The sequence below is a fragment of the Nonomuraea sp. NPDC050394 genome (assembly GCF_044459065.1).
GTDB lineage: Bacteria > Actinomycetota > Actinomycetes > Streptosporangiales > Streptosporangiaceae > Nonomuraea.
In genome coordinates this window covers 1-17998 of record NZ_JBITIO010000006.1, presented here as the reverse complement: position 1 = coordinate 17998, position 17998 = coordinate 1, and the positions used below count along the sequence as shown (strand labels likewise).

At 71.9% G+C, this 17998-nt stretch carries 17 protein-coding genes; 5 read left to right on the top strand and 12 right to left on the bottom strand.

The window, feature by feature from the left end; all coding sequences use genetic code 11:
* Positions 1-2: 2 nt before the first annotated feature.
* Positions 3-791 (bottom strand): SGNH/GDSL hydrolase family protein, encoded by a 789-nt coding sequence (locus ACIBKY_RS23970; protein ID WP_397099505.1) that lies wholly within the window; start codon positions 789-791, stop codon positions 3-5.
* 124 nt (positions 792-915) lie between these two features.
* Between ACIBKY_RS23970 and ACIBKY_RS23965 the strand changes: the two genes are divergently transcribed.
* The gene (locus tag ACIBKY_RS23965; RefSeq protein WP_397099503.1) at positions 916-1248 is read left to right on the top strand and encodes a hypothetical protein; all 333 of its coding nucleotides are present in this window, start codon (positions 916-918) and stop codon (positions 1246-1248) included.
* Between the two features lie 4 nt (positions 1249-1252).
* On the opposite strand, the gene ACIBKY_RS23960 is transcribed toward ACIBKY_RS23965, so the two are convergent.
* Complete coding sequence (locus ACIBKY_RS23960; RefSeq protein ID WP_397099501.1) at positions 1253-2005, bottom strand: AraC family transcriptional regulator; 753 nt, start codon at positions 2003-2005, stop codon at positions 1253-1255.
* Positions 2006-2090: 85 nt separating this feature from the next.
* Between ACIBKY_RS23960 and ACIBKY_RS23955 the strand changes: the two genes are divergently transcribed.
* Entirely contained in the window at positions 2091-3449 is a 1359-nt protein-coding gene (locus ACIBKY_RS23955; protein ID WP_397099499.1) for an MFS transporter, read from the top strand.
* A gap of 164 nt (positions 3450-3613) precedes the next feature.
* Positions 3614-4636, top strand: coding sequence for a 2-oxoglutarate and iron-dependent oxygenase domain-containing protein (locus ACIBKY_RS23950; protein ID WP_397099497.1), 1023 nt, complete (start codon positions 3614-3616; stop codon positions 4634-4636).
* 23 nt (positions 4637-4659) lie between these two features.
* On the opposite strand, the gene ACIBKY_RS23945 is transcribed toward ACIBKY_RS23950, so the two are convergent.
* The 5 genes from ACIBKY_RS23945 to ACIBKY_RS23925 form a co-directional block, all read right to left on the bottom strand.
* The gene (locus ACIBKY_RS23945) at positions 4660-5691 is read right to left on the bottom strand and encodes a medium chain dehydrogenase/reductase family protein (RefSeq protein WP_397099495.1); all 1032 of its coding nucleotides are present in this window, start codon (positions 5689-5691) and stop codon (positions 4660-4662) included.
* Positions 5692-5782: 91 nt separating this feature from the next.
* Positions 5783-6241 carry a hypothetical protein gene (locus ACIBKY_RS23940; RefSeq protein WP_397099493.1) on the bottom strand — a complete coding sequence of 153 codons (459 nt, stop codon included), beginning with the start codon at positions 6239-6241 and terminating at the stop codon, positions 5783-5785.
* A 68-nt stretch (positions 6242-6309) separates the two neighbouring features.
* Positions 6310-7632 (bottom strand): MFS transporter, encoded by a 1323-nt coding sequence (locus tag ACIBKY_RS23935; protein ID WP_397099491.1) that lies wholly within the window; start codon positions 7630-7632, stop codon positions 6310-6312.
* Between the two features lie 70 nt (positions 7633-7702).
* On the bottom strand, positions 7703-9457 hold the full coding sequence (locus tag ACIBKY_RS23930; protein ID WP_397099489.1) for a sulfatase: 1755 nt from the start codon (positions 9455-9457) through the stop codon (positions 7703-7705).
* On the bottom strand, positions 9454-10014 hold the full coding sequence (locus ACIBKY_RS23925) for a PadR family transcriptional regulator (RefSeq protein ID WP_397099487.1): 561 nt from the start codon (positions 10012-10014) through the stop codon (positions 9454-9456). The genes ACIBKY_RS23930 and ACIBKY_RS23925 overlap by 4 nt, the downstream gene beginning before the upstream one ends.
* Positions 10015-10064: 50 nt before the next feature.
* Between ACIBKY_RS23925 and ACIBKY_RS23920 the strand changes: the two genes are divergently transcribed.
* Positions 10065-10997 carry a formylglycine-generating enzyme family protein gene (locus tag ACIBKY_RS23920; protein WP_397099486.1) on the top strand — a complete coding sequence of 311 codons (933 nt, stop codon included), beginning with the start codon at positions 10065-10067 and terminating at the stop codon, positions 10995-10997.
* Positions 10998-11080: 83 nt separating this feature from the next.
* Positions 11081-11563, top strand: a complete 483-nt coding sequence (locus ACIBKY_RS23915) for a hypothetical protein (protein WP_397099484.1) — start codon at positions 11081-11083, stop codon at positions 11561-11563.
* 37 nt (positions 11564-11600) lie between these two features.
* On the opposite strand, the gene ACIBKY_RS23910 is transcribed toward ACIBKY_RS23915, so the two are convergent.
* From ACIBKY_RS23910 to ACIBKY_RS23890, 5 genes are all read right to left on the bottom strand, one after another.
* Positions 11601-14108: a chitinase C-terminal domain-containing protein gene (locus tag ACIBKY_RS23910; protein ID WP_397099482.1), complete on the bottom strand. Its 2508-nt coding sequence runs from the start codon at positions 14106-14108 to the stop codon at positions 11601-11603.
* Positions 14109-14481: 373 nt separating this feature from the next.
* Positions 14482-15228 carry a VOC family protein gene (locus ACIBKY_RS23905; RefSeq protein ID WP_397099481.1) on the bottom strand — a complete coding sequence of 249 codons (747 nt, stop codon included), beginning with the start codon at positions 15226-15228 and terminating at the stop codon, positions 14482-14484.
* 32 nt (positions 15229-15260) lie between these two features.
* Positions 15261-15881 carry a TetR/AcrR family transcriptional regulator gene (locus tag ACIBKY_RS23900; RefSeq protein WP_397099479.1) on the bottom strand — a complete coding sequence of 207 codons (621 nt, stop codon included), beginning with the start codon at positions 15879-15881 and terminating at the stop codon, positions 15261-15263.
* Positions 15882-15949: 68 nt separating this feature from the next.
* Positions 15950-17419: a multicopper oxidase family protein gene (locus tag ACIBKY_RS23895; RefSeq protein ID WP_397099477.1), complete on the bottom strand. Its 1470-nt coding sequence runs from the start codon at positions 17417-17419 to the stop codon at positions 15950-15952.
* Positions 17416-17766 (bottom strand): hypothetical protein, encoded by a 351-nt coding sequence (locus ACIBKY_RS23890; RefSeq protein WP_397099475.1) that lies wholly within the window; start codon positions 17764-17766, stop codon positions 17416-17418. Before ACIBKY_RS23890 ends, ACIBKY_RS23895 begins: the two co-directional genes overlap by 4 nt.
* Positions 17767-17998: the final 232 nt, after the last annotated feature.

Sequence of the window (17998 nt, the reverse complement as noted above, 5' to 3'; positions counted from 1 at the left end):
CCCTAGGCGGCGCCTCCGTCAGGTGGTGGCCACGGGGCGAGAGCGGGGCGTTTGGCGGTGCGGCCGTCGCCGGAGGATCGTCCGCGCAGCCGGCGGCCGATCCAGGGCCCGACGAAGCCGGCCAGCCAGCGCGCCTCCGTCGCGACCACCCGCCACGCGGCGGGCGCGGGCAGCGGAGGCAGGGGAAGCGTCCAGGTGTCGTCGCTGCCCGGCAGCTCCAGCACGTGGGCGAACCCGGCGGCGAAGCGAGTATGGCCCTCGGGACTGGCGTGGATGCGGTCGTCGCTCCACATCCGCCGGTCGGTGACGAACGCGAAGGCGTGGGCGTCGAGGACGGCGACGCCGTGGCGGGCGGCGGCCCGGCGGACCCGGTCGTTGAAGTCGAGCACGCGCGGGGCCAGCCGGCGGACGAGCGGCGAGAGCTTGCCCAGGTCGGGGTAGGTGACGGTGACGACGCGGGCGCCGGAGGCGGTCAGGGAGGCGAACATGTCCTCCAGCACCCCGGCGGTCGCGGCCGCGCTGAAGCCGGGCCGGATGAGGTCGTTCATGCCCGCGACGACCGTGACCAGGTCGGGGCGCAGCTCCAGCGCCGCCGGCACCTGCTCGTCGCGGACCTGGGCGGCCAGCCGGCCGCGTACGGCGAGGTTGGCGTAGAGCAGGCCGGGGTTGTGGCGGGCGAGGTGCTCGGCCAGGCGGTCGGCGACTCCGCGGTGGCCGCCCAGGCCGTCGTCGTCGCCGACGCCTTCGGTCATGCTGTCGCCGAGCGCGACATAGCGCTGGTACGTGCTCACCACCCGACCGTATCCCTGACCGCGGCCAGCACAGCGTGAAGGGTCCGCAGAAAGCCCATTGCATAGGAAGGTTTCCTAATTAATACTGCGATCAACGCAGCTCAGAGCCCCCTGGAGGTTTTGTATGCCCCGTCGCGCGCTCGCTCTCACCACGGCCGCGCTGGCCTGCCTCGGCGCCCTCGCCGTGAGCACCGGCCCCGCGCAGGCCGCGGGCCCGGTCGACATCGTCTACAGCCCGCTCTCCCTCGGCGAGTACTGCGCCGCCAAGGTCAACTCCAGCTCCATCGTCGGCTTCTACAACGGCAGCCTGGGCTGCTACAGGTACGCCTCCCCCAACCTGATCTACCTCGGCAGCGGCAGCCCCTCGGCCGCCTGCCAGTACTTCAACCCCACCTACACCTACCTCGGCTACGCCCAGGGCGGCAGCCAGTCCCTGATCTGCAAGTACTCGGTCTAGGGCCTCAGGACTCCGCGTTCAGGTAGCGGCCCGGCGAGGTCCCCACGGTGCGGCGGAAGGCGGCGAGGAACGCGCTTGCCGTCGCATACCCCACCGCCCGCGCCACCGCGGAGACGGGCCGTCCTTCCGCGAGCAGCGGGAGGGCGGCCCGCAACCGCAGATGCGTCCGCCAGCGCTCGAAGCTCATCCCGGTGTCCTGGACGAACAACCGCGTGAGCGTACGCCGGCTCACCCCCGCGGCCCGCGCGTGGGCCTCCAGGCCGCGCGCGTCGGCCGGATCGGCGATCAGGGCTTCGGCCACGGCGCGTACCCGCTCCTCACGCGGGCGTGGCACGTCGATGGGCAGGGCGGGCAGCGGCCGCAGCAGGTCGAGCACGACCGCCTCGGCCCGCAGCCGGGGGCCGTCGGCCAGGTCATCGCGCCCCAGGTACGTGAACAGATGGGCCAGCAGCCCGTCCACCCCCACCGGCGTCGGCTCCGGCCAGTCCAGCGCGCAGCGCTCCGGCGCCAGGTAGAGGCCGCAGAGCACCGCGTCACGGGTCGCACCGGTGCGGTGCTCCACCCCGGCCGGAATCCACAGCGCGACGCTTGGGGGCAGCACCCAGTAGGAGTCGCCCACGGCCACCCCGACCACCCCCCGCCGCGTCCAGGCGATCTGGTGGTGTGTGTGGGTGTGCGGCGGGATCCACTCCCCCGACGACAGCGGGAAGTGCCCGACCACGATCGCGCCGACGCCGGGCGGCACCTCGGTCTTCATGGGCGCCAGCCTATGGCCTCAGCGCGATATCACCTGGCCTCATCGCGGATTGCGGCCATAAGCGGACCGCGCCTAGCGTCGTCGGGTGACGAAGAAAACCTCCGCGCTGGCGGTGCTTTGCGCCGTGCAGTTCATGCTTGTGCTCGACGACACCGTGGTGAACGTCGCCCTGCCCGCCATCCGCGGCGAACTCGGCTTCACGGCCGCCGGGCTGTCCTGGGTGGTCAACGCCTACTTCCTCGCCTTCGGCGGCTTCCTTCTGCTGTCCGGGCGGGCCGCCGATCTGCTGGGCAGGCGGCGGGCGTTCCTCATCGGGGTGGCCGCGTTCGGCGTGGCCAGCCTGGTCTGCGGCATGGCCCAGGAGCCGTGGCAGCTGGTGGCGGCCAGGTTCGCGCAGGGCATGGGCTCCGCGCTGGCCAGCCCGGCCGCGCTGTCGCTGATCACGTTGATGTTCCCCGGCGAGGGTGAACGAGCCAGGGCGGTCGGTGTCTGGGGTGCCATCGCGGCCCTGGGCGGCACGATGGGGCTGGTGATCTCGGGGGTGCTGACCGATCTGACGTCCTGGCGCTGGATCTTCCTGATCAACCTGCCCGTGGCGGCACTGGCCCTGCTGCTCGTCCCCCGCCTGGTCGGCGAGAGCCGGGCCGCGCTCGGGGCCCGGCTCGACGTCCCGGGCGCCCTGCTGGGGACCGCGGCGGTGCTCGCGCTGGTCTACGGGCTGCTCCAGGCCGAGCACGCGGGCTGGGTCTCGGCGGCGGTCCTGCTCCCGCTGCTGCTGGCCGTGGTGCTGGCGGCGGCCTTCCTGGCGGTCGAGTCGCGTACGGCGCAGCCGCTCGTGCCGCCGGCCTTCCTGGCGGTCCGCATCCGGGCCGTGGCCAACCTCTCGGCCCTGCTGTTCTCGGCCGCCTTCTACGCGATGGCCTTCCTGCTGATGGTCCACCTGCAGACGCGGCTGGGCTACAGCGCGCTGGTGGCCGGCGTGGCGTACCTGCCCTATGGGGGCGGGATCCTGGCCGGGATGTGGCTGTCGTCCCGCGCGGTGACCCGGCTGGGGACGCGGCGAGCGCTCCTGGTCGCGTTGACGGTCAGCGCGGCCGGGCTGCTGCTGTTGTCCGGGGTGGCACCCGGTGACGCCTACGTGAGCGGCGTCCTGCCCGGAATGCTGGTCACCAGCCTCGGCTGCGGCCTGAGCCTGCCCGCGCTGACCACCGCCGCCGTCACGGGCACCACCTCGGAGGACGCCGGGGTCGGCTCGGCCGTCCTCACCTCGGTGCAGCAGGTGGGCGGGGCGGTGGGCGTGGCGCTGCTGGTCACCCTGGCCGCCCGGTACGGCTACGGGTTCGCCCTGGTCATCTGTGCCGCCCTGGTGGTGCTCGCCGCCGTCCTCGTCGCCACCGCCCTGCGCCCCAGGACGAAGACCCTCGGGAACCCCGGCCTCCGCTGACGGACGCCGCCGGGAGCCGGCGGGGAGCCGTCCGGCGTGGGGCGGCGGCCGCCGGGCGCGGGAGTTCGACCGCTGGGCGCAGCCGGCCGGATCGGGACGGCTCCGGGCGGACCGGCCCGCGTACAGGTGGCCGAATCGCACACCGCTCCAGCGAGGGGGACGAGATGATCGAACTGAGCACGTTCGGCCTGCCGGAGGCCGTCACCGGGACGCGGGCGGACCTGGAGCTCGGCCGTACCATGATCGCGGCATGGCGCAGGGACGGCATCTTCCAGGTCGCCGCCACCACGTCCCAGCACGAGACGGCGCTCGCGGCGTTCGAGGCGAGCAGGGAGTTCTTCTCGCTGTCGCCGCCGGAGAAGTCCAGCTATGTCAGCGACCTGAGCTACAGCGGCTACGTCGCCTCGGGCGAGGAGGTCACCGCGGGCGAGACCGACCACTCCGAGATCTTCACCGTCTGCCCGGACGTGCCGGTGCACGACGCGCGGGTGCGCGAGCGCTGGCCCTGCCACGGCCCCGTGCCCTGGCCCGGCCCGCACTACCGGCGGCGGATGGAGGCGTTCACGGCCGCGCTCGGCTCGATCGGCGAGCGGCTGCTGCGGCTGGCGGCCCTGGGTCTCGGGCTGGGCGGGCCGGACACGCTGACCGCGCACACCACGGGCGGCTGGCACCACATGCGCGTCCTGCGCTTCCCGCCGCGCTCCGCGCGGACCGCGCGCGGCATCGGCGCCCACACCGACTACGGGATGCTGGTGATCGCCGCGCAGGACGAGGTCGGTGGCCTGTACATCCGGCCGCCGGTCGAGGGGGAGAAGCGCCCGCGCAACTGGCTGGAGGCGGAGAGCACCGCCGGCATGTACGAGGACGAGCCGCCGTGGATCCCCGTCCGGCCGGTGCCGCGGGTGTTCACCGTGTTCCCCGGCGACATCCTGCAGTTCCTGACCGGCGGCCACCTGCTGTCCACGCCGCACAAGGTGGCGCTGGCCGATCGCGAGCGGTTCGCGATGGCGTACTTCCACGAGCCGGGCTTCGGCCGTTCGCTCGAGGACCCGTGTGGCGGTCCGCCGCTGCACTACGGGACGCACTTCACGAACATGTTCATGCGCTGCTACCCCGAACGCGCCGCCACCCGGCGCATCCACGAGGAGGGGCGGCTGGCGAGGTTGCGTGAGCCGTACCCGCGCTGAGGCGGAGGGGACGGCCCGCCGCGCTACGGCGTCAGCACGATCTTGCCGGCGACGGTGCCGGACTCGGCCAGCCGCAGAGCGTCGGCGACACGGGCGAGGGGCAGCTGGGCGGCGATCCGGGCGGTGATGTCACCACGCTGGAGCGCGGCGAAGACCTGGGTGAGGTCGGCGCGCAGCCGCGCCCGGAACCGGTCCTTGGCCAGGGCGTGCCCCGCCCAGGCGTTGTAGAAGTACGCGCGGCGCCCGTTGGGCAGGGCGTTCCACAGCCAGACCCGGCCGAGCAGCTTGAGAACGGGCCACTGCTTGGACCCCTCGTCGTCGCGGGTCGAGGCGCTGCCGTAGGAGACGAGGGTGCCGCCGGGGGCCAGCAGCCGCCAGGAGTCGACGATGCCGCGCCCGCCGATGTGGTCGAAGACGGCGTCCACCCCGCCGGGGGCGAGTTCGCGCACGCGCGCGGGAACGTCGCCGGCGCGGTAGTCGACGGGGACGACGCCCTCGGCCCGCAGGGCGTCGTGGTGGCGGGCGGCGGCGGTGCCGATGACGTGGACGCCCGCGGCCCGGGCGAGCTGGACGAGCACCGAGCCGACGCCGCCGTTGGCGCCGTGCACGAGGATGGTCTGCCCGGCGCGGACGCGGGCCTTGCGGTGCAGCATCTGCCAGGCGGTGATGCCGTTGACGACGAGGGTCTCCGCCTGCGCGGCGCCGATGCCGTCGGGCACCGGCACCACGTCCGCCGCGTCCACGAGCACGTGGCTGGCCCAGCCCCCGACCTTGACCAGCGCCGCGACCCGGACACCGGCAAGCCCGGGCTCCACGCCCGCGCCGGTGTCCACGACCGTGCCGACCAGGTCGTAGCCGGGCACGAACGGGAACGCCGGCTGGTCGTAGTAGCGCCCGCGGCGCATCTGCTGCTCGGCGAAGGAGACGCCGGTCGCCTCCATCCGGATCAGGACCTGACCGGGTCCGGCGACGGGCACCTCCCCGTGCCGGATCCGCAGCCCCTCCGGCTCGACCTTGCCCGGCAGGACGACCTCGACGAGTTCCTCGGCGCTCATCGCAACCCCCGTTAGTAGTTATCTTCTTTGTTAGAAGCTATAACATCACGAAGGAAGGCAGGTGTCAACCAGGCAGGACGCACGGCCGCGGTCAGGCCAGCGCCGGGATCTCGATCCTGGTGCGGTCGGCGGGGGACATCAGGCAGGCAAGCACGGCGTCGCCGCGCTCCAGGCGTTCGCCCATGGACGAGGTGAGCCGGGCCGTGCGCTCGATCTCGTACGGGTCGCCGGTCCGCGGCGTCACACGGAGCCGGAGCGACCAGACGTAGCGGCCGTTGTGCTTGACGGACGTATTCTCGGCCCCCAGCACCGTCGCTTCGCACGGCAGCGCCGCCGCGCGCTCCTGTGGCGTGAAGGCCGGCAGCGCGACCGACTCCAGGCTCGCGAACGAGAGGGAGCCCATGGTGAGCACCCCCGCGGCCAGGAACAGGATGGCCGCGCTGGCGTACGCCCCGACCCGGGTGCGCGGCTTCCGCCGCAACCTGAAGAACAGGACCAAGCCGACGATCGCGGCGATCGCGGCGCAGGTGCCGAAGACGATCGATCCCAACGCTCATTCCTCCGTTCCGAGGCCGCCAGTCGATCAGCCGGCGCTTGCACGGCGGCTGCAGTCCGCTCTCAGCCGCCCAGGACCGCGGCGCGCCGCGTGTCCAGTTCGCGCTGGAGGCGGTCCACGTCGCGGGCGTACGGACGGTACAGGAGCGTGAGGTACGCCCCATTGGCCAGCATCAGCAGGACCAGAATCCACAGGAAGACCTGCTTGAGCCCGAAGACGTCGCCGAGGAAGCCGGCGCCGAGGCTGAAGGCGGCCCAGCCGATCGCCTCGAAGATCGAGATGTAGATGGCGAAGGCCGCGCCCCTCAGCTCGGGAGGCGTGATCGCCATGACCATCGGCCGGTTGATGCCGGGGTTGACGCCCTGCGTGGCGCCCATCAGCCCGAAGAACGCCGCGAACGGCACGATGGACGTGAACGCGATCTGGGTGCCGAGGAAGGCGGCCGCCGCGAAGCCGAACTGGGCCGCCTGCAGCACGGCGACCAGGCCGTGGCGAGGGCTGCGCCGGGCGGCCCAGTCGCCGAGGAAGCCGCCGGCCACGTTGCCCAGGAAGTAGCCGACGCCGAACGGCAGCAGCACGATGGAGGCCACGGCGGTGCTGAAGCCGTACACGTCGACGAGGAAGACCACGCCGAACGCCCCCACGAGCAGATGGCCCGACAGCAGCCGGGAGCCGAGCAGGATGAGGAAGCTGGGGATGCGCAGCAGCGCCAGCGCCTTGGTCCAGGTGAGCCTGGACTGGGCGGCGCGCACCTCGGGGTCGAGGTCGGCGAGCTGCCGCTCGGCGGCTCCGATGCCCGGGTCGCGAAACCACAGCCAGATGCCGACGCCGAGCAGCACGTTGAAGGCGCCGATGCCCCACAGCCCCCAGCGCCAGCCGTCGCCGACGTTGGCGAGCTGGCCCTTGACGGGACCGAGTACCGATCCGGCCAGCGCGATCACGCCGTAGAGCAGCCCGACGGCCTTTCCGCGCGCGGAGCCGTCGAACAGGTCGCCGATGATCTCGGTGATGATCGGGTGCGCGGCGGCGTACCCGGCGGCGAGGATGGTGTAGAAGATCAGCAGCTGGGCGAAGTTCTGGGAGAAGCCGGCGGCGATGCCCCACACGCCCCACAGCCCGGTGGCCACGACGAGGACGTTCTTGCGCGACCAGCGGCGGGCGACCCACACCCACAGCGGCCCGGTGAACACACCGACGATCTTGCCGGCGGCGGTGAGGATGCCGAGCGCGCCGAGCGAGAGCCCCAAGGACTGCCGGATCACGGGGAAGAGGCTGTTGACCAAGCTGGCTTCGGTGCTGTCGACGAGCATCGCGCCGCCCAGCAGCGACAGCTGGCGCCATCGTCCGCGGATCTCGGCGGGCGCCTGTTGGGTAGCCTGAGACATCACGCCACCTCTTTCTGCGAGGAGGAGGAAAGGTGTTCGCCGGTGACGGGGTGGCCGCCCCGTCACCGGCTCAGAGCTCGGCGAGCTCTTCCGCGATCGCGCGGAGTCTGGGGGGTGGGAGCAGCCCGCCGGCCATCGCCGCGACGTCGATCAGCGGGGTGGCGCCGAGCATCTGCAGCAGCTCGGAGTCGACGATGCCGGGCACGTGCCTGCGCAGGACCTCGACGGCGACCGGGTCGGCGATCAGCGCCTTGACCGGCGTGCGCAGCGACAGCCTGCCCTCGGGGTAGTCCTCGGGCCGGGGAAGGGGATGGGCGCTCTGCTCGGCCCGGTCTCGCTGGGCGCGTACCAGCAGGTGTTCCTCCGTGACCGCGCCGGTGACGGGGAGCCCGAGCCGCTCGAACTGGCCGGCGGGCGCGTCGCCGGCCCGCATCAGCTCGACCAGCAGACCGGCCATGCGCAGTTCGGCCGCGTCGTCGATGATCGGCGCGCGCTGCCCGGGGTCGGTCTCCAGGTCGAACAGGAGCGTGCCGAAGTGGTGCGCGTTGACGAAGGTACGGCCGGCCACCCGGATCGTGCGCACCCCCTTGGTGAAGGCGAACGGCTCGGCCAGCTCGATGCCGGCCAGCTCGGCGGGCGAGAAGCGGCCGCGCATGTGCGTGGGCATGAGGGTGTGCTCGTGCAGGGGCTCGTTGGCGGCCGAGGCGGGCGCGCGCATGTAGACGTAGCGGCCGTCGGTGACGTTGACGTGGCCGCCGTGGATGCCGAAGAGGCCGGCCTGCCTGGTGGTCCCGGAGTTCAGGGGGATGCCCTGCATGTCGGCCGGCCGGTCGAGGCCGAAGTACTCCAGCAGCGTGGGCGCCAGGTCGATGGTCTGCACGAGGGCCTCGCGCCGCTCGCCCGCGGCGGCCGCGCGGGGGTCCCACACGAACAGCGGCAGGTGGACCAGCTCGTTGTACCAGGGCTGCACCGACTTGCCCCACCAGCCCTTCTCCCCCAGCAGCAGCCCGTGGTCGGTGCAGACGATCAGCAGGGTGTCCTCCCACAGGCCCAGCTCGTCCATGGTGTCCAGCACCCGGCCCAGGGAGTGGTCGCACATCGACAGCAGGGCCGCGTACTCGTAGCGGGCGTGGTCGACCTGCGGCGGCGTCTCGGTCACCCGCTTGTAGTCGGGCCAGTCGAAGTGCGGGCCGTCGTAGTCGTGCGGGTAGAGGTCCTTGTACCGCTTGTGGGTGAAGAAGGGCTCGTGCGGGTCGAAGGTCTCGATCTGGACGAACCAGCGGTCCTGCGCGGCGTTGGTCCTGACGAACTCCAGCCCGGCGTCGAAGGTCAGCGTCTGCGGGTGTTTCGCCTCGGTGTCCAGGTACGGGCGGTTGACCCAGTCCTGGCGGTAGATCGTGTGGCGCACGCGCTTGAGGTCCTCGGGCATCTCCGGCTCGGCCACCCCGCCCTTCCACGGATCGCCCTCCTGGCCGCGGAAGAACTCCCAGGTGTTGTAGCGGCCGTGATAGGTGGCTCCGCCGTCCTCCCAGTAGTGCGGGTGGTCGCTGACCAGGTGCGTGTAGACGCCGTTCTGCTTGAGCAGTTCCGGCATCGAGTCGTCGAACGGCTCCAGCGGGCCCCAGCTCCGGTGCAGGAAGTTGTAGCGGCCGGTGTGGATCTCGCGGCGGGCCGGCATGCACGGCATCGAACCGGCGTAGCAGTGCTCGAACGTGGTCGCGCGGGCGGCCAGCCGCGCGAAGTTCGGCGCGTGGGTCCAGTCTCCGCCGTAGGGCGGCAGCATGTGCCGGTTCAGGCTGTCGAACATCACCATGATCGCTTTCATCGGGCCTCCAGCCACGTCCGCGTCTCCTCCAGCCACGCCACCCACGCGTCCATGGCGGCGGCGCCGTAGTCGTGCATGCGGTCGAAGACCTCCTGCGCGCGCGCCTGGTCGAGCTCGGGCAGCGCGTTCTCGAAACGCAGGGTCCGGTCGCGGTGACGGCTGCGGGCGATCTGCTCGTGCCGGTAGGCCAGCTCGACGCGGAGCATCTCCAGCGCCGCCTGCCGGTCGAGTGCCACGGCGAAGCCGAACCGGGCGGTGAAGTCCGCGTCCTGGAAGCGGCTCGACGGCTCGTAGGGCGAGCGGACCCACTCCAGCAGCACCTGCTCGCCGTGGGGGGTCAGCCGGTAGACCTTCGCGTCGGGCCGTCCCTCCCTCGGGTCAACCTCGAACTCCACCCACCCGTCGGCGACCATCCGGGCCAGCAACCGGTAGATCTGGCTGTGGTGGGCGCGCGAGCGGACGAACTGCCCCTCCACCTCCAGCCACTTGCGCAGGTCGTAGCCGCTGAACGGGCGGCCGGCCAGCAACGCCAGCAGGACGTACTCGAACCTCAACATGTCTCCTATGTGCAGATGCACTTATGTGAGTTGATTCATATACTCCGGGCATGGAGCCGTCAATGCCCTGTTGCGCGCCGGTGGCAGGACAGACCACACACCCGCGCGAAGTCCCGGCCCCCTCGCCGGTCGCGATCGACCACGACGAGGTGGCGCTCCCCGGCGGCACGTTCCTCATGGGCGACGCCTTCGGCGAGGGCTATCCCGCCGACGGGGAGACCCCGGTGCATCCGGTACGGCTGGCGCCCTTCCCGATGGACGCCACCGCGGTCACCGTCGCCATGTTCGAGGAGTTCACCCGGGCCGGCGGCTACCGCACGGACGCCGAGCGGGCCGGCCACTCCGCGGTCTTCCGCCTGGCCGTCGCCGCCACCCGGGCCGACATCCTCGGCTTCGACCCGGACCTTCCCTGGTGGGCCACGGTCGCCGGGGCCGACTGGCGCCACCCCTTCGGGCCGCTGTCGCGGGCCGAGCCCGGCCACCCCGTCGTCCACGTCTCCTGGAACGACGCCGCCGCCTACTGCGCGTGGGCGGGAAGGCGCCTGCCGACCGAGGCCCAGTGGGAGTACGCCGCCCGCGGCGGCCTGCCCCAGCGGCGGTTCGCCTGGGGCCAGGACCTCACGCCCGGCGGCCGGTGGATGTGCAACATCTGGCAGGGCTCGTTCCCGCACGACAACACCGGTGAGGACGGCTGGCTGGCGACCGCCCCCGTGCGCTCCTACCCCGCCAACGGGTACGGGCTGTATGAGATGACGGGGAACGTGTGGGAGTGGTGTGCCGACTGGTTCTCCGCGACCTCCTACGCCGATTCCGCGCGGGCGGACCCGCAAGGCCCGCCCGCCGGTGAGCGGAAGGTGATCAGGGGCGGGTCGTACCTGTGCCACGACTCCTACTGCCACCGCTACCGCGTCGCCGCCCGCTCCGCCGGCTTCCCCGGCTCCAGCAGCGGCAACTGCGGATTCCGCACGGCAGGCCTCTCGTAGACCCGACCGGCATCGGGCCGAACCTTCTCCCGGCCATGGCGATCCAACCCTGCGTACGGCACGCGACCGGAAGGAAGAACGCCATGAAGATGTTCGTCGCGGCTCTGGCCGGCGGGGCGCTGCTGCTCTCGGGCACCCCCGCACTCGCCTCCGGGCCCACCCTCGGACCGTACGGCGCCGGCAAGGTCAAGCTCGGAATGAGCGCCAAGCGGGCCAAGGCCACCGGAAAGATCGTTCTCAAGCGGAGCGGCGAGCACGGCGGCTGCTCCGGCTGGGACCTGAAGGCCTATCCGACGGGCAAGAACAGCGTCGGGCTGTACATCTCCAGGAAGCGCGGCGTGGCCGTCATCTTCGCCGGCAAGGGCATGAGAACGCCGGAGGGCATCGGGATCGGCTCCACGATGCGGCAGGTCAGGCGGGCCTACCCGAAGGTGAGGACATCGCACGGGCTGAACCCGTACGTCACCGTGCCCGGCAATCCGAAGGCGTACTACACCTTCTTCGCCGACAAAGGCAAGCTCGAACAACTGTCGATCGCCGTGGCCCGGCAGGACTGCGTGAGCTAGGTAAAGGGGCCCGGCCGAGGCCGGGCCCTTCGCGGGACTACAGGGGCTGCCAGTGTGCGAAGAGGTTGGTGGGCTCCCAGCCGACCTGGGAGGTGTGCCCCTGCCTGCATCGGTAGGTGATGCCCTGGTAACGCACCATGGCGCCGGTCTGGTAGGTGACGCCGGGCGCCCACTCAGGTGTGCCGCCGGTGTAGGTCACGCTCGGGGTGGGCGTGGCCGTCGGGGTGGGCGTGGCCGTGGGCGTGGGGGTCGCGGTCGGCGTGGGGGTCACCGTCGTGGTCGGGGTCGGGGTCGCGGTCGGGGTGCCGGCGCAGGCGCCCAGGTCGCGCCACACGTCGTTGGTGCCGGGCTGGTTGCCCTGCGTCCACCAGCGGGCCTCATAGGTACGGCCGTTGTGGGAGACGCGCTGGCCGCCGTTGTACACCTTCCCGGCCTCCCACGCCGGATCGGCGCAGGTGCCGCCGGTCGGCGTGACCGTGGGGGTCGGCGACGGGGTCACCACGCCCCCGCCGCGGGCCAGGTCCTGGACCACGCCGTAGCTCTTGCCGCCGAAGGTGACGGTGAAGTTGTTCGGGCCCGGCGCGGGCAGGTAGTAGACGTAGTCCATGGTCACCGAGGCGCCCGGGGCGAGCGTCTGCCAGGTGGGCAGCTTCACCGAGACGCGGTGGTAGTCACCCTTGAGGCCGCCGATGTTGTTGGCCCCGGTGTGCTCGCTGCTGATCACGCGCAGCCCGAACCCGGACTGGTCCTTGGCGTTCGGCGGCGAGGAGGTCGCGTAGTCCCACTGGAACTCGGTGCCGCCGGGCAGCGTGAACGCCGACCTGTTGGTGATCTTGAGCTTGGGGCTGATCGGGTAGTTGCTGTCCCCGACGGGGAACTGCTCCGCGGCGAAGCCCACGTCGATCTTCTCCGCGGGCAGCGCCGTCTTCGCCCTGGTCGCGGTGTACGGCGCCGCCGTCTTGAGCGTGTCGTGCACCAGCGTGGTCAGCGTGTCGCCCATGAAGTACTCGCTGCCGGTCCACTTGTAGTCGCCGGCCAGCTCCCAGATCATGATGCCGCCGAGGCCCTTGTCCCTGACGTACTCGGCCTTGGCCTTGAGCGACTGCTCGTCCTCGGTGGACAGGAACACCTTCTTGTTGCTGTTCCAGAGCCACGGGGCGACCAGCGTGCCGTCGTAGTTGCGGGTGTAGGTGCCGGTGATGCCCTCGGTGACGCCGTACGCGCCCAGGTAGGAGCCGGCGATGCCGCGCTCGAGGTTCTTGGCGTGCCACATCGGGTTGGACCCGGCGCCCACCTCGCGGCCGTTCTCCTTGTCGTGCCACAGGTTGTCGATGCCGGTGGCGCCGTCGCCGCAGGTGGTCAGGCCGGTCGGGCACGTGGTGCCGACCGACTTGCCCCACAGGCCGCCGGTGCCGCCGGTGACGTTCTTCCAGCCGCGGGTGTAGTACGGCACGCCGATGTTGATCCGGCCGGGCGGCAGGGCGCCGCGGTAGTAGTGGTAGGACCAGTCGGTGTTGAGGTAGCCGATGCCGCCGTACTGGGAGGTGGTGTAGACGCCCCACTTGGCCAGCTCGGCGTCCTTGCCGTCGTCGTACAGCGCGGCGTTCGGGCCGACGAACTCGTTCCAGGCGCCGTGCAGGTCATAGGACATGATGTTGAGGAAGTCCAGGTACTGGGCGACCTGGAAGGTCTCCATGCCGCGCAGCAGGTAACCGGAGGCGGGCACGGCCGCGGTGAGCTGGTAGTACTTCCCGTCGGCAGCGGCGGCCCTGTCCAGCCGGTCGCGCAGCGTCTTCATCAGCGCCGCGTACCCCTGCATGAGCCGGCCGCGCCTGGCGTTGGCGATCTGCCAGTCGGCCGGGTTGCCGGCGTCCTTCATCGAGGTGGGGTACTCGTAGTCGATGTCGACCCCGTTGAAGCCGTACTTCCGGATGAAGGCGACGGCGGAGTCGGCGAACGTGTCGATCGCGGCCTGGCTGTCGGTCATCGTGTAGAAGCCGCCGGAGGCCACCCGGTCGCCGTTCGCGTCGAGGTACCCGCCGGTCTCGGCCCACCCGCCGACGCTGATCAGCGTCTTGACGTGCGGGTTGGCCCTCTTGAGCGTGGTGAGCGCGTTGAAGTGTCCCTTGTACGGCAGGGCCGGATCGTTGCCCGCCAGGTCCAGCCCGGTGGCGGGGTTGCTCGCCGAGTCGGCGCCCACCGAGATCTTGTTGTCCGCGCCCACGTGGGCGAAGGCGTAGTTGATGTGCGTGATCTTCGACCAGGGGATGTTCTGGGCGAGGTAGGCGGGCTGGCCGTTCCCGCCGTGGCGCCAGCCGGTGAAGTAGCCGATCACACGGCGCGGATGGTTCGCGCCCATGCTCTCGCGGCCCTGCTCGTCGTAGGCGGAGCAGTAGGGCACGCTGACGCCGGGCGTTCGGTGGAGCCCGTCGGGGCGGCAGGTTTCGTGGTCGACGGCCGCCGCGGCGGATCCGGCGAGGGTCGCCGCGACCAGGGCCATCGACGCCGCCACGGCGGCTAAGGACAGACGCGCTCGCTTACGCATGGTTCGCCATCCAAGGGGGGTGATAACGCTCTTGTGCGCGAAGGTAGGCGCTCTCACCAGGTGCGTCAACGCTTTCTTTTAGGAAAGTTTCCAAATAGTTCAGCCGTGGGTGGCGTCCGTGCCACCACCATCCGCGGGGCGGGCACAGGCTCGCACCAACCCGTTGCGAGGACCCGCCTCCGGCCGGCCGGTGTGCGGCGCGGCGCCGAGCGCGATCACGGCCGGGGGACGGGTCTGGAAATCACCGGCCCACCTGCGAGCCGCCGCGCAGGACTCAGCGCGATGATGGGCGGATCCCCGGGCGGCGGCTGCGGTCGCCACCCGGGGACGTCTCACCGGACGAGAGACACGGCCCGCCCACCGCGCCGGATGTCTACGAAGCCCTCGGCCGCGAGTCGTCGATCAGCGCGAACACGGCCCCGGAAACGTCGGCCACCAGACCCATCCGCCCCGTGGAGACGTCGATGGGATCGCCGATCACCGATCCGCCGAGGTCGGTCACGCGCACCACCGTCGCGTCCGTGCCCACGGCCGGATCGACCGCGAAGTACACGAGCCAGTACGGCAGGACGTAGGACTTGTCCGCGTGGCGGCCCAGCCGGGTCTGCCCGCCGGCCGACCAGACCGTGTAGTCGAAGTGCCGCCCGTCGCCGATCTGCCGCTGCTCGTAGCCGAACAGCCGCCCGTAGAACGCGTCGATGCGCCCGCCGTCGATGGTACGCAGCTCCGCCCAGGTCAGCGTGCCCGGCCTGCCCACGCCGAAGCCGCCGGGCCCGTCGGCGCGCCACAGGCCGAAGATCGCGCCCGCCGGGTCGGCGACGACGAGCACCTCCCCCCGCCCCGGAGCCTGGTGCGGGCCGAAGACGACCTGCCCGCCTGCCTCCTCGATGCCCTTGGCCGCCGTCTCCACGGCGTCGGCGTGCACGTAGAGCGTCCACGCCGCCTGCTCGCCGTCGCGGACGCCGGCCACGACGTCGCCGTCGAGTTCGGCGTAGACGTAATCACCCGCCGACGAATAGGTCCAGCCGAAGAGACCGGAATAGAAGTCGCATGTCGCCGCGCGATTCGCGGTGGCGATGTCCACCAATGCGGGTGCGCCGGAAATAACCGGACTGAGCACGCGTACCCCTCCTCATTCCTGTCCGTGCTGACTCATGGATCGGCGACTCCGAGAAGCGCGCGGAGCTGCCGCAGGACAACGACGCGCAACCGGCCGGCGTCGAAGTAGTCATGGTCGAGGACACGCGGGATGACCAGCCCGTCGAGGAGCGCGATGAGCGCCGTCACCACGTCTTCGACGTCGTCGGCCACGTGGAACTCGCCCTGTCCGACGCCGTCGCGGATGGCCTCGGTGAACGGCCGCCGGTAGCGCTGCTGCAGGCTCACGCTGTGGGCGCGCAGTTCGGGATCGTGCACCGCCGCGTGCCAGAACTCCATCAGCATGCGCCACGTGCCGATCGGCAGTGGCGCCAGCCCTCCGTCCACGAGCGCGACCAGGCGCTTCCACGGCGTCGGCTCCTGGTTGCCCGCCTGCTCCAGCCGGGCGACCTCCCGTTCCGTGGAGTGGTACAGCGCCTCGACGAGCATGTCGTCGCGCGAGCCGAAGTAGAACTGCAAGGTGCTCACCGCCACCCCCGCCACCTTGGCGACGTCGGTGAAACGCGTGTGCTCGTAACCGCGCTCGGACAGGACGGCGACGACCACGTCGAGCACCTCTGCCCGGCGGCCACCGCCGACCCTGCGGCGGCGTGAGGGGACGGATGTTGAACTCACGCCGCGATCGTATCTCCGTACGGTACGACTCTCCAGTACGAGAAATCGTACGGCCATACGGTTTCCGCTCACACCACCTCGAACGTGCTCATCATGGCCATGTCCTCGTGTTCCAGGTTGTGGCAGTGCATGACGTACCGGCCGCGGTAGCCGGTGAAGCGGGTGATGATCTCCACGGTCTGCGTCTCGCGCAGCTCGACCGTGTCCTTCCAGGCCGGCGGCCCCTCGGGGCGCTCGCCTCCGGCCGACAGGACCTGGAAGGGTGCCAGGTGCAGGTGCACCGGGTGGGAGACGTCGCTGGTCAGCCGCCAGATCTCGACCTGGCCGAGTTTGGGCCTGGCGTCGACGCGGCGTACGTCGAAGGGCTTGTCGTTGATCATCCATCCGGTGTGGCCGTGCAGGCTGCCGCTGGTGAAGGAGAAGTCGCGGGTCACCGCGGCCGTGGCCGGGTCGAGCCGCTCGATCCGGGAGAGCGTCCGCGGGATCGCCGAGTCGTCGCGGGCCTCGCGGGCGACGGTGAACCGCATCACCCGCGACTGCGGGCCCTCCTCGCCGAGAAGATTGCGCAGCTCGACGTGCTCGCCGACGCGGTAGGCGGCGAAGTCCACCACCACGTCGGCCCGCTCGCCCGGCGCCAGCCGTACCCGCTCGGCGGGGTGGGGGGCGGCCAGCAGACCGCCGTCGCTCGCGATCACCACCATCGTGCCGCCGGGCGGCAGGGCGAGCTCGTAGGTGCGGGCGTTGGAGCCGTTGAGCAGCCGCAGCCGGTAGCGGGCCCGGTCGACCGCGAGATCCGGCCACGGGGCGCCGTTGACCAGGATGACGTCGCCGAGCAGGCCGCCCATGAACGCCTCGCGGGCGCCCGGCCCGTTGTCGCGCGCCGGATAGGGCATGGTGCCGTCGGTGTGGAAGGCGCGGTCGCAGATCATCAGCGGCACGTCCCGCTCGCCGGAGGGCAGCGGCAGCGCCGCCTCCTCCTCGTCGCCCACCAGGAAGAACCCGGCCAGGCCGCGCCAGACCTGCGGGCCGGTGTAGTCCATGCGGTGGTCGTGGTACCAGAGCGTCGCCGCCCGCTGTTCCAGCGGGAAGACGTAGTCACGCTGGGTTCCCGGCGCGACCAGGTCGGTCGGGAAGCCGTCGGACTCCGGCGGGGTGTGCCCGCCGTGCAGGTGGGTGACGGTCGGCGCGCCCAGCGTGTTGCGCACGCGCACGACGGTCCGCCGGCCGCTGCGCGCCCGGACGGTGGGGCCGGGGAACCTCCCGTCGTAGCCCCAGATCGGGGTGCGCAGGCCGGGCAGGATGTCCGCCTCGGCCGCGCGCTGGACGAGCTCGTAGTAGTCGGTGGTGCCGTCGCTGCGGTACGGCTTCGCCACCGGCGGCAGCGGCAGCGGTACGGCGAACGGCCGGGGCAGCGGGGCCGTACTGGCGAGGAGCTTGGGCAACGGGGTGCGCCCGGTCAGCGAGCAGCCCGGGACGCCCAGCGCCGCGACCGCCCCCAGCCCGAGCAGCCCCAGCGCCCGCCGCCGTGAGACGTTCACGCCGCCGCCGCGGCAGGACGGCGGGCCGCCCAGATCTGGACGGTCTGGATCAGGCTGCCGCCGAACATCAGCACGCCGAGCGGCACGTGCAGCGTCTTCATGTGGGCCATGCCGAGCGCCATCTGGGCCAGGGTCAGCACCAGCATGCCGGCGGCGGGCCCGATGGCGGCGCGCCGTCGCGCGGCGAGGGCGGCGACCAGGTTGACCAGCACGACGACCACCACCGCGATGGCCGTGACGCTGTGCGCGGCCCGCCCGCCGGGAGAGGACAGCAACATGCCGGCGGTGACCGCCTGGAGCAGGAGGACCAGGGTCTGCAGGGTGAGTGTGATGCGCAGGAACCTCATGCCGGAAATCTTGGTCCAGCCCCGGGTACGCGGACGTCCCACCAGCGGTGATGCCGCGCCTACTCCCCCGGTACGACTCCCGCTACGGCCGGGGCGGTACCCGGCGGCCGGGTGTGGGTGGCCAGGCGTGCGGGCGGGGGGGGGGGGGCCCGGCCGGCCCCCGGGGGGGGGGCCGGCGGGGGGGGGGGGGGGGGCCCCCGGGGGGGGGGGCCGCCCCCCCCCAACGCCCGGC